The following is a 13,498-nucleotide window of genomic DNA, read 5'->3' on the forward strand; positions in this document are numbered from 1 at the left end:
TGTTGCGGTTAATTTTGGTGAAAGGAAGGCGCTGCGCTTTAACCTCGCCTCTCAACCGATTCCGTCAGGGTGATTAATGGAATATTATGGTTAAAGATGCGTTAGCATTTGCCCAGATAGGCATATTTGCCGGTAGAGCGCAGAATTTCGTATCGAACACGCCAGCGGAGATAGTCCGTGGAGCCGTCCTGAATTCAATCCTTGCAGCTGCTGGTAAAGGCTTCCCGCCACTCATCGGGAATGCGGCGCGGATGGCCTTCCTTGGTAATCATCACGGCCTCGACCTTCGCCTCTGAAAGAAGCCGCCCTTCGCAGGTGATCTTCTGCGCCATGATGACCCGCGCGCCGCGAATTTCGCTGACACGCGTTTCAATCAGAATAAGGTCGTCCATCCTGGCGGGCGATTTGTAGTCGATCTCCATGCGGCGAACGACCCAGACCATTTCTTCGCCGAGCGCACCTTCGGCCAGCTCGATATGGTGAACATCCTGCAAGCGCAGGAAATCCGTGCGTCCGCGCTCATAGAATTCCAGATAGCGGCCGTGATAAACGAAGCCGGAAAAATCCGTATCGGCATAATAAATGCGCGCATGAAGCAGATGCGCGCCGTCTTTGAGTTCGCCGGATACGGCCTGTTGCTGCTTGTCGGTCATTCGTCTTCCATGAAGAGGCCGTATTGCGACTGCTGGATGATTTCAGCGGGCGCAGGCAGTCCCAGATGCTGCCAGGCGACAGCCGTGAGCACCCGGCCGCGCGGCGTGCGTTGCAGGAAACCCTGCTGGATCAGATAGGGCTCGATAATGTCTTCAATCGCATCGCGCGGCTCGGACAGGCCGGCGGCGATGGTTTCGATCCCCACCGGACCGCCGCCGAAATTGCGCGCGATGATGTTGAGATAACGCCGGTCAAGCTGATCCAGCCCGCGATTGTCCACCTCAAGCCGCGACAGCGCCTCATCGGCGATCTTGCGGTCAATGACATCGGCGCCGGCGACCAGCGCAAAATCGCGCACGCGGCGCAACAGCCGCCCGGCAATACGCGGCGTGCCGCGTGAACGGCGCGCGACTTCCACCGCGCCATCCGGCGAAATGCCCATCTGCATGATGCGCGCGCCGCGCCGAACGATATATTCCAGTTCCTCAACCGTGTAGAAATTGAGCCGCACCGGAATGCCGAAACGGTCCCGCAGAGGCGTGGTCAAAAGCCCGAGGCGTGTGGTTGCCGCAACGAGCGTGAACTTGGCCAGATCGATCTTGACCGAGCGCGCGGCAGGACCTTCACCGATGATGAGATCGAGCTGGAAATCCTCCATCGCCGGATAGAGAATTTCTTCCACGGCGGGGCTCAGGCGATGGATTTCATCGATGAACAGAACGTCGCGCTCTTCCAGATTGGTCAGAAGCGCCGCCAGATCGCCCGCCTTGGCGATGACCGGCCCGGATGTGGAGCGGAAATTGACGCCCAGTTCCTTGGCCATGATCTGCGCCAGCGTCGTCTTGCCGAGGCCGGGCGGCCCGACAAACAGAACATGGTCCAGCGCCTCGCCGCGCACCTTGGCCGCTTCGATGAACACTTTCAGATTGGCGCGCGCCGCCGCCTGGCCCACAAAATCGTCAAGCGTCTGCGGGCGCAGCGTGTTGTCTTCGTCCACGCGTCTATCGGCATCAATGAGAGGGTTGCGGTCGCTCATGCCACCCTCCTCGCATGAACATCATGTTCAGGCAAGTCTCTCGCCCGGCAGTCCATCATCGGGAAAGTTCCTTCAAACCCAGCCGGATGAGCTTGGCCGAATCGGCGTTCTCGCCCGCTTCCTTCAGGGCGGCTGCAACGGCATTCGCCGCCTGATCGCGCGAATAGCCAAGGTTGGAAAGCGCCGATACCGCATCGGCAACCGGCGCAGGCGCCGCGCCTGCGCCAAGCTCCTGCTTGAGGCCGATGGTGCCGCTCGCCTCCCCGGCAAAGGCGGGAGCCTTGTTCTTCAATTCCGTGACGATGCGCTCTGCAACCTTCTTGCCCACACCCGGCGCGCGCGACACCATGGCAATGTCACGCAGCGCAATTGCATTGGCCAGTTCCGACGGCGACAGCGTGCCCAGCACCGCCAACGCCACCTTGGCGCCCACGCCCTGCACATTCTGCAACAGGCGGAACCATTCGCGTTCAAGCTGATTGGCGAACCCATAAAGGCGGATCATGTCCTCGCGGACATAGGTTTCGATGAACAGCACCGCCGCCTCGCCCGCGCCGCCGAGATTGCCGAGCGTGCGCGCCGAACAAAACGCGACATAACCGACGCCATGCACGTCGATGACGGCATGATCCTCGGCGATTTCATCGATCACACCCTTAAGCTTACCGATCATGGCCACCTACGCGATAAGTTGTTGCAACCGGCGCGCACTGGCGATGCTCTGCCGGTGATGCGCATGACAAATGGCGATGGCCAGCGCATCGGCGGCGTCGCTCGTATCGAACGAAGCACGCGGCATCAGCACTTTCACCATCATATGGATCTGCTGCTTTTCACCATGCCCGACGCCGATCACCGCTTTCTTCACGGCATTGGGCGCATATTCGGCGACGGGCAATCCTGCCTGCGCCGGAGCCAGCAGCGCAATGCCGCGCGCCTGCCCCAGTTTCAGCGTTGCCGTTGCGTCCTTGTTGACGAAGGTATGTTCGACGGCTGCCTCATGCGGCATATAGTCATGCAGGACCTTGGAAAGCCCTTCATGAAGCTGGCAGAGGCGCGATGCCAGATCCATCTCGGCATTCGAGGTCACAGTGCCCGAACCGATGAAATGCAGCGAATTGCCCAGCGATTCGACAATGCCCCAGCCGGTGCGGCGCAGGCCCGGATCAATGCCAATGATGCGAATCGTTTCCTTCATAAGCGAACCCTATCCTCAGACGGATTCACTTGACAGTAGAAAAGTGAACAAAAGAGAAACATGTACCCCATGGGCACAAATATGGTTGCGCCGTTACGAAGCGCCGAAAGCAGTCTTCAGCAATACGATCTGTTCGGAAACCGGATTGCCGCGCGAAACACCTTGCAGCGAAACCACTTCACCATAGACCTCACGGTCCATGCGGCGCACACGGGCCTGAAGGCGCATCGACCGTTCAACCAGTTCCCTGAACGCCGCAGGCAGCTCAGACCAGCCCTGTGCCGCTTCGCCTGCCGAGGGCGTATCAAGACGCACCTTGGCCTTTTCGGCGGCGACCTGCTGGCGGGACATTTCTCCGCTGCGCGCCGCGCGCTGGAGAAGCAGCCAGGAAGCGATCTGCATCAGGCGCGTGGTCAGCCGCATCGATTCGGCGGCATAGAGCGTCGCGGCAATACGTGAAAGATTGCGCGCTTCCTCACGGCCCTCGCTGTCGAGATAGCTCGCCGCTTCCTCGACCATATCCATGCCTTGCGCGTAGATCGGCTTGAACGAATCCGAAAACACCATGCGCTCCGCGAGGCTGATCATATTGCTCGGCATCTGACCCTGTTCGCTAATCACTGCTCTGCCACCTTGCATGACCGCCTCTATCGGCGGCCCATTCCGTTGCCGTATTCGCCAGGCCGGATCCCGGGCGCATACGAATGAAACCATTGAACCGCTGTTCGACCATGGGGGAGGCTGGGACGGAACAGCTGTGCTAAACAAGTCCACGACAAACTGCACCTTCATGCACGGTCGCGCAAGTTTATGTTTAACGTTCGGTTAACATTTTTGCAGGCTTTTGACGAAAATGCGGGCGCGGCAAAAAGCGCATAAAAAAAGAGCCGCGATGGCGGCTCTCAGGAGTTTAACAGGGAGGCGTCAAACAGAGTGGCTAAACCACTCGGTAAGAATCCAGCCGAACTGGATGTAAACCATTTAACATTCTTAAGATTAATGAATGGTTAATTTCAGCCGCGCGCTGTGGATTATTCCGCGCAATCCGGCGTTTTTCACGCAAAGAAAAGCCGCCCGGAATGGGCGGCTGGCTGATGGTTGGTTAATAGCGCTGCATCGCCGGCTTGGCACTTGAGGTAACCTGCATCTTGACGGGTTCGGCAGCCGGAACGGCGGGCTTTGCCGAAGCGGGCGCGCCCTTCTTGCTCCAGCCGATGGTCGGCAGCCATTCAAGATAATAGGCCAGCGCGAACTGCATGACGATGCCGGTTGCGATCAGCAGCGTGTCGTAAGGCAGGCCGCCAGGGTTCACGAGTTTCATCACCTGCGCCACCATTGCCAGCAGCGTACCGGCGATGAAGACCGGCAGCGAATGCTTGCCGAGAATGGCAAGCGGGCTGTCCGGCGCGGTCCGGGCGATGTTGTTCAGCGTCGGGACGACGGCGATAAGATAGGCAATCGCCAGCACGTGCAGGAGGCGCGGGCCCGACAGGAATGTCTTGTCGAAACCGGTGAGAACCATCGGCAGGCCCATCGATGCATCGATACCCCAAAGCGGGATGCGCACCCAGGCAAGCGCCAGCACGAGATAGCCGACGGCAAGACCGATGAGCAGCGGATGCTTCGGCAAAGCGCCGCCGCGGCGCACATGCATCACGCCTGCGATACCGATCGCAAACAGGAACTGCCATGACAGCGGATTGAGGAACCAGACGCCTTCGGTCGGGTAATTGACCGGCGCAACGTGATAGAGGCCCGACAGGAACCAGACCGTGCCGGAAACGCCGAGCATGAGCGGCAGGCTGATGCGTGCCAGCATAAGCAGGATCGGCGTCAGCACCAGCATCACGGCATACATCGACAGGATGTTGTTATAGCCAAGCTGATGGCCCATGGTGACGATGCCGAACAGCGCCTCGACCGGATGCTTGACCAGCGGCGCGATATTGATCTGCGTAAGCAGCTCCGACCGCTTCAGGAAAAGGGCGGCGGAGGCGAAGATGGCGATGGTCGCCATGGTTGTCATGATGTGCGTGGTATAAAGCACGCCGGCGCGGCGCCACATCTTGAGCGAGAGGAGCAGGCGGTTGCCGGGCGCGAATTTCGATCCATAGGCCAGCGCCACCGCCATGCCGGAAATCAGCACGAAAGCCTCGGCAGAATCGGAGAAGCCCAGATTCTTGTGCGTGAAATGCTCGTAGATCGTGCCGGGCACGTGGTTGATGAAGATCGTCAGCAGCGCGAGCGCACGGAACACGTCGATGCGCGTGTCGCGCATTTTCGCGGGTTGTGCGGGCATCGCTTCTCTAGCGGTCGCAATATTCATGTGCCAGTCTGCCTATCGTTGGGGAAAGCACATGCACTTGGGACTGCGCGGCTTTCCAATCTTCTTCGTGTCGTTCCGGCTGGGTGGCCGGAACAGTTCCACACGTTTTCCGGGTTTTCAGCACCCGGTATTGATGTGGCTTATATACGCGTTAATCCCGGCAGAACCGGGTTGGTTCCGATCAACTTTCGTTCCAGTGGATAACATTATGCCAGCCCCGACAGGCGCGAACCGAAGGGTGTTTCGCCAATGAAGACTTGCCGAAGCGCAACTGCGTCGCATAGATGCGACAAAACAAATAGATAGAGCGCTGCTTCCCTTTCCGGTAAACACAGTGCTTCTATTGCCCGAATTCCATCATGTTTTTCCCGTTAGGCTTGGCTCATGAACACGCCCGCTCACCAGACTGAAACCGAACGCTGCCGCATCGTGCTGGTTGCGCCACCGCTTGCCGACGGCGCGGCTCTCGCAAGGCTTTTGACGTCCGCGCTCTCGGGCGGTGACGTCGCAAGCGTCATTCTCGACACCGGCGATCTCGACGAGGCCACCTTCCAGGCCGCGGCCGAAAAGGCCATTCCCGTCATTCAGGAGAAGGGCGCTGCCGCGCTGATCCTCAACGATACGCGCATCGCAGGACGCGTCGGGGCGGATGGCATCCACATCGAAGGCAAGGCCGCAGATCTCGCCGATGCAATCGAAAAACACACGCCGAAGATGATTGTCGGCACGGGCAACCTGCGCGACCGCCATGGCGCGATGGAAATCGGCGAATTGCAGCCCGATTATGTCTTTTTCGGCAAGATCGGCGCGGACAACAAGCCGGACGCCCATCCGCGCAACCTGTCGCTGGCCGGATGGTGGGCGCAGATGGTGGAGATACCCTGCATCGCACAGGCCGGAAGCGCGCTGGAAAGCATTATCCCCGCAGCCGAAACCGGCGCGGATTTCGTGGCCCTCGGACGCGCCGTCTTCGACGCCGAAGACCCCGCAAAGGCTGTCGCGGAAGCCAACCGGCTGCTTGACGAAAAAGCGCCGCGCTTTGAAAACTGATTCCGTCATCAAGGTCTTGCCGATGCCCATGAAGAACAGATTTCTTCTCGCTGCCATTCTGACATTCGCGCTGCCGGTTCTCCCCGCTTTGGCCGCAGGCGAGCCGGCGCACGGTCAGAAAACCAGCCATCAGGGCAATCACAAGGACAAGAAGGCCGACAAGCCGTCAGGGCCGGTCATGCTCCCGCAGCCGGCAACCACGGAACCGATGCCGCCCATCGATCCGAGCCGCTTTGGCGACAAGCCCGCGGACGAGGCTTTCGGCGCGTTTCAGCGCGGCCTTTATCTGACAGCCTTCAATCTGGCCAAGCCGCAGGCTGAAAAGGGCGATCCGGCATCGCAGACACTCATCGCCGAAATTTATGCGCGCGGCCTTGGCGTTCCCGCCAACCAGAAACTGGCGGCGCAGTGGTATGAAAAGGCCGCCAATAACGGTGTTGTCGAAGCGCAGTTCCGTTATGCAGCGCTTCTGCTTCAGGGCACCTATGTCAAGAAGGACCCGGTCAAGGCCGAGGAACTGATGAAGAAAGCGGCCGAGGGCGGCAATGCCATGGCCCAGTTCAACTACGGCCAGATGCTGATGGTGAAAACGCCCGGCAAGCCGGGGCTGGACCTCGCCTTCCCGTGGTTCGAAAAGGCGGCGGAAGCCAAACTGGCTGACGGGCAATATGCGGTCAGCCAGATCTATGCCAATGGCACCCCCACCATTCCCCGCGACGACAGGAAGGCGCGCACCTATCTCCTGCTCGCAGCCGCGCAAGGCTACGACACAGCGCAGTTCGATCTTGGCCGCTGGCTGATCGAGGGGCGCGGCGGCGACCGCGATTACGAACAGGGGTTTGGCTGGATGCGACTGGGCGCCCAGCGCGGCATGGTGATGGCGCAGGCATGGCTCGCCCGCCTCTATCGCGACGGCATCGGCACCGAAGGCGATCTGGTGAAAGCTGCGGCCTGGTATATCGTCGCCCAGCGCGCCGGTTTCCGCGCGCCGGACCTCAATGACATGATGGACGGATTGGCTGACGACCAGATCAAGCAGGCTATCGAAACCGCCAACAATCTGCGCGTTCGCTGATTTTCGGACGATTTTTCAGGCTGGATGACCTCTCTTTTCGCGCTCAGGCTTGCGCAAGACGCCGTTTTATGGTCTTGGAAACCCGATTATCGCGGTTCGATCATAGGGCAGGTGCGCAATCTCTGGAGATTGCCTTTTCGTCGTCGCCGAACCGCACATGGTTTCACATTTTCATTCCGGATCAAGCTCATGAAGATCAATGGTAACGAAATCCGCCCCGGCAATGTCATCGAACATGCTGGCGGCCTGTGGGTTGCGGTCAAGACCAATGCCGTCAAGCCCGGCAAGGGCGGCGCCTACAATCAGGTCGAACTGAAGAACCTCATCAACGGCACCAAGCTCAACGAACGTTTCCGCGCTGCTGAAACCGTCGAGCGCGTTCGTCTGGAACAGAAGGATTTCTCGTTCCTCTACGAACAGGGCGATGCGCTGATCTTCATGGACACCGAATCCTACGAACAGCTTGAACTGGCCAAGGATTTCGTCGGCGACCGTTCCGCCTTCCTGCAGGACGGCATGATGGTCACGGTTGAACTTTATGAAGAAAAGCCGATCGGCATCCGCCTGCCGGATCAGGTCACGCTCGCCATCACCGAAGCCGATCCGGTCGTCAAGGGCCAGACCGCTGCCTCGTCCTACAAGCCGGCCGTGCTTGAAAACGGCATCCGCATCCTCGTTCCGCCATTCATCGAATCGGGCGAGCGCGTGATCGTCGACACCAACGAACTCACCTACGTCAGCCGCGCCTGATCCGCACAAATATGCGGCGTCCCACCGGGCGCCGCATGTCGCCTTTTGCGACCGTTCTTTCTCAGACCGCTCAATTCCCCGACCGTCCAGCGCGCATGTTCGTGGCTGGATGTTCGCTCCCTTTTTATGACTAACTGCGTGATCCCTCTCCAAATCCACGCTTCGGGATCGTGCTTACAAGGACAATGAAATGGCCCGCTCAGCCCTTCTCAACGTTATGGTACAGGCCGCCATGAAGGCCGGCCGCAGCCTCGCCCGTGATTTTGGCGAAGTCCAGAATCTTCAGGTTTCCCTCAAGGGCCCCGGCGATTATGTCAGCCAGGCCGACCGCCGCGCCGAAAAGATCGTCTACACGGAATTGAGCCGCGCCCGCCCGGATTATGGTTTCCTGATGGAAGAATCCGGCGAGGTTGAAGCCAAGGACGGACAGCATCGCTGGCTGGTCGACCCGCTCGACGGCACCACGAATTTCCTGCACGGCATTCCGGTCTTCGCAGTCTCCATCGCGCTTGAGCGCCAGGGACAGATCGTTGCCGGCGTCATCTACAATCCGGCCATGGATGAACTCTACACCGCAGAACGCGGCGGTGGCGCATTCCTGAACGACCGCCGCCTGCGCGTCGCATCGCGCAACAAGCTGGTCGATTCCGTCATCGGAACGGGTATCCCGCATCTGGGCCGCGGCCATCATGGCCGTTATCTGGTCGAACTGCGCAACGTCATGGCCGAAACGGCCGGCATCCGCCGCATGGGCGCGGTCGCGCTCGATCTTGCCTATGTCGCGGGCGGTCGTCTGGATGGCTTCTGGGAAGACGGCATGCACCCCTGGGACCTCGGCGCGGGCATGCTGATGATCCGCGAAGCCGGCGGTTTTGTCTCGGACAAGAGCGGCGGGCAGGATATTTTCGGCACCAAAACCATCGTTGCAGGCAATGAAGTCATCCAGAAAGCCTTGCTGAAGACGATCAACAAGCCGATCTGATCCAGTTCCGGCATTGTCCGCTTTCTATTCAGCGCGCCGTATGAAAGCGGCGCGCTTGGAGCCTGAATCCAAAGACGGCAGGCCGTGGCGAAAATGGTGATGTTCGAGTACCGGAGCGGAATGTACTTAAAGCATAGCTCCGAAAAGTTGCAGACTTTTCGGAGCTATGCGCCAGAGAATGCTACATGAGTACCGAAACGCAGAAAAGCGCCATTTGCAGACCGGCATGGAGACTTTTGGAACAGGCTCTGAAGCATTTTTGCCTTCATTATTTCGTATCCAGACGATTCCGCTTCATGAATTAATGAAGTAGGCTCCAGTTCAAACACGCGACCATGGAGCGCAGCGCATGAGCGATTTGAGACTTTCCCGGGACCGTCTGGATGAGGGACGCGATTACGACCCCTACCGCCTGTCGAGCCCGCGCATCGTCATTCTCTCCATGGTGATCTTCATCCTTATCGTGGCCTTTCTGGCTGCGATCCTGATGCGGCAGATTCATACTTTCTTCGTCACCAATCCCGGTCTCAACGGGCTTATTCTCGGCGTTCTGCTGGTCGGCATCCTGCTGGCTTTCGGGCAGGTGCTGCGGCTTCTGCCGGAAATCCGCTGGGTCAACTCGTTCCGCGACGGCGACCGCGAAGGCACCACGCGCCCGCCCGTCCTGCTGGCGCCGATGCGCGCTTTGATCGGCCGCCGCCAGTCGATGGCGCTGTCGACCTCATCCATGCGGTCGATCCTCGATTCCATCGCGACACGCCTTGACGAAAGCCGCGATATATCGCGCTACCTGATCGGGCTTCTGGTGTTTCTGGGCCTCCTTGGCACTTTCTGGGGCCTTCTGGAAACCGTCGGGTCCATCGGACGCACCATCCAGACCCTCGACCCCAGTTCCGGCAGCACCGGCGATGTTCTCGATGCATTGAAAGCGGGGTTGCAGGCTCCGCTCTCCGGCATGGGCACGGCTTTCTCGTCATCGCTGTTCGGCCTTTCCGGCTCACTCATTCTCGGCTTTCTCGATCTCCAAGCGGGCCGTGCGCAAAACCGCTTCTATACGGAACTGGAAAACTGGCTTTCCTCCGTCACCGACCTCGGTTCCGATATCGGCGCAGAGCAGACCGGAAGCACTGAAGAAATCCGCGTTCTGGCCGACCGGTTGCAGCATCTGCATGGCGGCGAGGCATCCACGCAGCGCACCACGGCAGCGCTCGCCAATCTTGCCGAAGGCATACAGGGCCTCGTCAAGAACATGCGCAGCGAACAGCAGATCATGCGTGACTGGGTGGAAAAACAGGCAGACGAGCAGAAGGCGATCCGCCAGACGCTCGACCGCCTCACCAAGGCCATCGGCGAGCGCCCGCATGACCGCAAGCCAGACCGACCGGACAAGGCGGAGTAAGACGCCATGGCTCTTGCCCGCAACCGCCGCTCCCAAAGGCATGTCGATTACTGGCCCGGCTTCGTCGATGCGCTGACGACGCTGCTCTTGGCAATCATGTTCCTGCTCACCGTCTTCGTGCTGGCGCAATTCCTGCTCAGCCGTGAGGTCAACAACAAGGACAGCGTGCTTGCGCGCCTCAACAGCCAGATACAGGAACTGACGCAGCTCCTGTCGCTGGAGCGCAGTAATTCGCAGGACATGCAGGACACCATCGCCAATCTGCAAGCGTCGCTTTCCACTGCCGAGAGCGAACGTTCGCGCCTGCAAAGCCTGTTGAACGAAGGCAGCGGTGCGGGTGCGGCAGCCGAAAAGCGCGCCGGTGAACTGTCCGAAAGCCTCAATGCCGAAAAGCAGGTCAGCGCCCGCGCGCTCAGCCAGGTGGAATTGCTCAACCAGCAGATTTCGGCGCTTCGCCGCCAGATCGCAGCACTTGAAGATGCGCTCAATGCTTCTGAAAGCCGTGACCGCGAATCGAACGCCAAGATTGCCGATCTCGGACGCCGCCTGAATGTGGCGCTGGCCCAGCGCGTGCAGGAACTGAACCGCTACCGCTCCGACTTCTTCGGGCGTTTGCGGGAAATCCTGTCGGACAGGGAAAATATCCGCATTGTCGGCGACCGTTTCGTCTTCCAGTCGGAAGTGCTGTTCCCGACAGGTTCAGCGGATATCAATCCGGCCGGTCAGGACGAGATGAAGAAACTCGCCGATGCGGTGATCCAGCTCAATCGGGAAATCCCCGACGACATCAATTGGGTGCTGCGCGTCGACGGCCATACCGATAACGTGCCGCTGGCAGGCACGGGACGCTTCCGCGACAACTGGGAGCTTTCGTCAGCCCGCGCCACCGCCGTCGTCAAGTTCCTGATCGCCAATGGCGTCCCGGCCAACCGGCTCGTCGCGGCGGGCTTCGGGGAATATCAGCCGCTCGATGCCTCCGACACGCCGGATGCCCGCGCAAAAAACCGGCGCATCGAGCTGAAACTGACCGAACGATAGGATGAGAACGGGAAGGCAAAGCCCTTCCCGTCATTTCATGGCAAAGGCTCCCGCGCCCGCCTCGAATTGCAGCTTGGCGAGACGGGCATAGATGCCGCCCTTTTCGACAAGGCTTTGATGTGTGCCTTCTTCGACGATACGGCCATGGTCGAGCACGAGAATGCGGTCGGCCTTGAGCACGGTTGCAAGCCGGTGCGCGACCACAAGCGTCGTGCGGTCAGCCATCAACCCGTCCAGCGCCTTTTGCACCAGCATTTCGCTTTCGGCATCGAGCGCCGATGTCGCCTCGTCGAGCAGCAGGATGGGCGCGGCGCGCAGGATTGCCCGCGCGATGGCGATGCGCTGGCGCTGCCCGCCTGAAAGCGTCACACCGCGTTCGCCCACTTCCGTGTCATAGCCCTTGTCGAGCGCCATGATGAAATCATGCGCCAGGGCTGCCTTTGCCGCCGCCACGATTTCCGCATCGCTCGCTCCCGGCCTGCCGAAGGCGATGTTTTCGCGCACGCTTGTTGCGAAGATCGCCACATCCTGCGGCACGGTCGCAATACGCGCGCGAACGGCCTGCGGGTCCGCATCGGGCAAGGCCACGCCATCAATCAGGATATTGCCCGACTGCGGATCGTAATAGCGCATGACAAGCGCGAAAATCGTGCTCTTGCCTGCACCGGACGGACCGACGATCGCAACCGTCTCCCCCGTCTTCACCGTGAAGCTGACGCCGTTTAGCGACGGTGCATCGGGCCGCGTCGGATAGGAGAAGTGCACGCAATCGAACACGATCTCGCCGCGCGGCGGCACCGGCATGGCAACAGGTTTCAGGGGGGCTGCGATGCCCGGCTGTTCGTCCAGAATTTCGACGAGCCGCTCCGTCGCGCCGGCTGCCTGCGCAAGCTCGCCGCCCACTTCCGACAAGGCCCCGAAGGAACTGCCCGCAAACACCGCATAAAGCACGAACTGGCCGAGCGTACCGGCCGTCATCGTGCCCGCCAGCACATCGCGCGAACCGAACCACAACACGGCAACGATGCTGGAGAAGATCAGGAAAATAGCGAAAGCCGTCAGGATGGCACGCGCCTGAATGGAGGAGCGTGCGGCCTGGAAGGCTTTTTCCACCGCGCTGCCGAAACGCCCGACCACCATGTTCTCATTGGTGAAGGCCTGCAGCGTGCGCATCGCACCGATCTGTTCGCTGGCATAGGCATTGGCGCTTGCAAGCATGTCCTGCGTCATGCGGGAGCGGCGACGCACCGAGCGCCCGAAGGCGATCAGCGGAATAACGATGATAGGGATGGCGGCAATGACCAGAGCGGAAAGCTTTGGGCTTGTGACCACCATCATCGCCAGCGCGCCGACACCCAGGATCATGTTGCGCAGAGCGACCGAGGCTGTGGCCCCCACCACAGACTTGATCTGCGTCGTATCGGAGGAGAGGCGCGACACGATTTCGCCCGACTGCGACCGGTCGAAGAATTCCGGCGAAAGCGCCGTCACATGCGAAAAGACCGCATTGCGCAGGTCTGCCACCACCCGCTCGCCAAGCGAGATCACGAAGAAATAGCGCAGGCCCGAAGCCAGCGCGAGGATAAGCGCAAGCAGCACCAGCATGCCGAAATAATTATTGACGAAGATCGCGTTCGAGCCGGTAAAGCCATGGTCGATCATACGCCGCAGCGCAACGGGCACGGCAAGGGTCGTCATCGCGGCCAGAACCAGCGAAAACAGCGCGCCCGCAACCAGTCCCTTATAGGGTGCCAGAAACGGCATCATTCTTTTCAGAGGCTTCAGCGAGCGGCGTTTGCGGCTTTCTTCTGTAGTCAATGCGTGATTCATATCAATTTCAGTATCCCGGTCGGCCATTCTTATGATTGCGCCCTTGTTATTGCCGTGCGCCTGATGTATAGGCTCGCCAACCCTTTTGGAAGCCGTTGCCTGTCGGTAATGGGTCTTCATATCTGCCATTGGGCGAAAGTGCCGCAGTTTCGATAGTCAA

Annotated in this window: 13 protein-coding genes; 6 read left to right on the forward strand and 7 right to left on the reverse strand. The window is 60.1% G+C overall.

Translation table 11 applies throughout. From position 1 onward, the window contains the following. Positions 1-194: 194 nt before the first annotated feature. From AVM02_RS05240 to AVM02_RS05265, 6 genes are all read right to left on the reverse strand, one after another. Positions 195-653, reverse strand: a complete 459-nt coding sequence (locus AVM02_RS05240) for a YbgC/FadM family acyl-CoA thioesterase (protein WP_411505936.1) — start codon at positions 651-653, stop codon at positions 195-197. Next, complete coding sequence (ruvB, locus tag AVM02_RS05245) at positions 650-1,690, reverse strand: Holliday junction branch migration DNA helicase RuvB (RefSeq protein WP_411505937.1); 1,041 nt, start codon at positions 1,688-1,690, stop codon at positions 650-652. Before ruvB ends, AVM02_RS05240 begins: the two co-directional genes overlap by 4 nt. A gap of 55 nt (positions 1,691-1,745) precedes the next feature. Then, positions 1,746-2,363 (reverse strand): Holliday junction branch migration protein RuvA, encoded by a 618-nt coding sequence (gene ruvA / locus AVM02_RS05250; RefSeq protein WP_411505938.1) that lies wholly within the window; start codon positions 2,361-2,363, stop codon positions 1,746-1,748. A gap of 6 nt (positions 2,364-2,369) precedes the next feature. After that, on the reverse strand, positions 2,370-2,888 hold the full coding sequence (gene ruvC, locus AVM02_RS05255; RefSeq protein WP_112591408.1) for a crossover junction endodeoxyribonuclease RuvC: 519 nt from the start codon (positions 2,886-2,888) through the stop codon (positions 2,370-2,372). A gap of 93 nt (positions 2,889-2,981) precedes the next feature. Further along, entirely contained in the window at positions 2,982-3,488 is a 507-nt protein-coding gene (locus AVM02_RS05260; protein ID WP_411506013.1) for a DUF1465 family protein, read from the reverse strand. Between the two features lie 502 nt (positions 3,489-3,990). Continuing rightward, positions 3,991-5,187 carry an OpgC family protein gene (locus AVM02_RS05265; protein ID WP_411505939.1) on the reverse strand — a complete coding sequence of 399 codons (1,197 nt, stop codon included), beginning with the start codon at positions 5,185-5,187 and terminating at the stop codon, positions 3,991-3,993. 411 nt (positions 5,188-5,598) lie between these two features. Here AVM02_RS05265 and AVM02_RS05270 point away from each other — a divergent pair, with 411 nt between their 5' ends. The 6 genes from AVM02_RS05270 (at position 5,599) to AVM02_RS05295 (ending at position 11,508) form a co-directional block, all read left to right on the forward strand. After that, positions 5,599-6,264, forward strand: coding sequence for a thiamine phosphate synthase (locus AVM02_RS05270; RefSeq protein WP_411505940.1), 666 nt, complete (start codon positions 5,599-5,601; stop codon positions 6,262-6,264). Between the two features lie 28 nt (positions 6,265-6,292). Beyond that, positions 6,293-7,339: a tetratricopeptide repeat protein gene (locus AVM02_RS05275; RefSeq protein ID WP_411505941.1), complete on the forward strand. Its 1,047-nt coding sequence runs from the start codon at positions 6,293-6,295 to the stop codon at positions 7,337-7,339. Between the two features lie 189 nt (positions 7,340-7,528). After that, positions 7,529-8,089 carry an elongation factor P gene (efp, locus tag AVM02_RS05280; protein WP_411505942.1) on the forward strand — a complete coding sequence of 187 codons (561 nt, stop codon included), beginning with the start codon at positions 7,529-7,531 and terminating at the stop codon, positions 8,087-8,089. 190 nt (positions 8,090-8,279) lie between these two features. After that, positions 8,280-9,071 (forward strand): inositol monophosphatase family protein, encoded by a 792-nt coding sequence (locus AVM02_RS05285; protein ID WP_411505943.1) that lies wholly within the window; start codon positions 8,280-8,282, stop codon positions 9,069-9,071. A 349-nt stretch (positions 9,072-9,420) separates the two neighbouring features. Further along, positions 9,421-10,470, forward strand: coding sequence for a flagellar motor protein MotA (locus tag AVM02_RS05290; protein ID WP_411505944.1), 1,050 nt, complete (start codon positions 9,421-9,423; stop codon positions 10,468-10,470). 6 nt (positions 10,471-10,476) lie between these two features. Next, positions 10,477-11,508, forward strand: coding sequence for a peptidoglycan -binding protein (locus tag AVM02_RS05295; protein WP_411505945.1), 1,032 nt, complete (start codon positions 10,477-10,479; stop codon positions 11,506-11,508). A 30-nt stretch (positions 11,509-11,538) separates the two neighbouring features. On the opposite strand, the gene AVM02_RS05300 is transcribed toward AVM02_RS05295, so the two are convergent. Beyond that, positions 11,539-13,467: an ABC transporter transmembrane domain-containing protein gene (locus AVM02_RS05300; protein ID WP_411505946.1), complete on the reverse strand. Its 1,929-nt coding sequence runs from the start codon at positions 13,465-13,467 to the stop codon at positions 11,539-11,541. Positions 13,468-13,498: the final 31 nt, after the last annotated feature.

This window comes from Brucella anthropi, from assembly GCF_046630315.1.
GTDB classification, from domain to species: Bacteria; Pseudomonadota; Alphaproteobacteria; order Rhizobiales; family Rhizobiaceae; genus Brucella; species Brucella anthropi_A.

Coding starts and splice junctions, on each gene's coding strand:
- AVM02_RS05240 (WP_411505936.1), bottom strand. CDS start 653: ATGACCGACAAGCAGCAACAGGCCGTATCCGGCGAACTCAAAGACGGC.
- ruvB (WP_411505937.1), bottom strand. CDS start 1,690: ATGAGCGACCGCAACCCTCTCATTGATGCCGATAGACGCGTGGACGAA.
- ruvA (WP_411505938.1), bottom strand. CDS start 2,363: ATGATCGGTAAGCTTAAGGGTGTGATCGATGAAATCGCCGAGGATCAT.
- ruvC (WP_112591408.1), bottom strand. CDS start 2,888: ATGAAGGAAACGATTCGCATCATTGGCATTGATCCGGGCCTGCGCCGC.
- AVM02_RS05260 (WP_411506013.1), bottom strand. CDS start 3,488: ATGCCGAGCAATATGATCAGCCTCGCGGAGCGCATGGTGTTTTCGGAT.
- AVM02_RS05265 (WP_411505939.1), bottom strand. CDS start 5,187: ATGCCCGCACAACCCGCGAAAATGCGCGACACGCGCATCGACGTGTTC.
- AVM02_RS05270 (WP_411505940.1), top strand. CDS start 5,599: ATGAACACGCCCGCTCACCAGACTGAAACCGAACGCTGCCGCATCGTG.
- AVM02_RS05275 (WP_411505941.1), top strand. CDS start 6,293: ATGAAGAACAGATTTCTTCTCGCTGCCATTCTGACATTCGCGCTGCCG.
- efp (WP_411505942.1), top strand. CDS start 7,529: ATGAAGATCAATGGTAACGAAATCCGCCCCGGCAATGTCATCGAACAT.
- AVM02_RS05285 (WP_411505943.1), top strand. CDS start 8,280: ATGGCCCGCTCAGCCCTTCTCAACGTTATGGTACAGGCCGCCATGAAG.
- AVM02_RS05290 (WP_411505944.1), top strand. CDS start 9,421: ATGAGCGATTTGAGACTTTCCCGGGACCGTCTGGATGAGGGACGCGAT.
- AVM02_RS05295 (WP_411505945.1), top strand. CDS start 10,477: ATGGCTCTTGCCCGCAACCGCCGCTCCCAAAGGCATGTCGATTACTGG.
- AVM02_RS05300 (WP_411505946.1), bottom strand. CDS start 13,467: ATGGCAGATATGAAGACCCATTACCGACAGGCAACGGCTTCCAAAAGG.